General features: G+C 39.3%; 1 rRNA gene. It reads left to right on the top strand.

What is annotated here, in order from left to right:
- A 16S ribosomal RNA gene (locus tag ACXAGV_RS19095) occupies positions 1-72 on the top strand; the annotation flags it as partial.
- Between the last annotated feature and the right edge of the window lie 142 nt (positions 73-214).

Below are 214 nucleotides of genomic sequence, written 5' to 3'. Positions count from 1 at the left end.
TTGTGTTTCATGACTGGGGTGAAGTCGTAACAAGGTAACCCTAGGGGAACCTGGGGTTGGATCACCTCCTTACCATTACGTCGATAGACGCCTTGATGCAGTGCCTACACAGATAGTCTTGTTTATATTTAAAGATGACTTAAATAAAAGCCCTTAGCTTTGATTTAAGATCAAACCTAAGTGTTTTGAATTAAGCACTATGCTCTTTAACAAT

Source organism: Alteromonas sp. ABH4_453, from assembly GCF_056160665.1.
The sequence above is the reverse complement of the archived record's forward strand: the minus strand, read 5'-3'. Positions and strand labels throughout refer to the sequence as shown.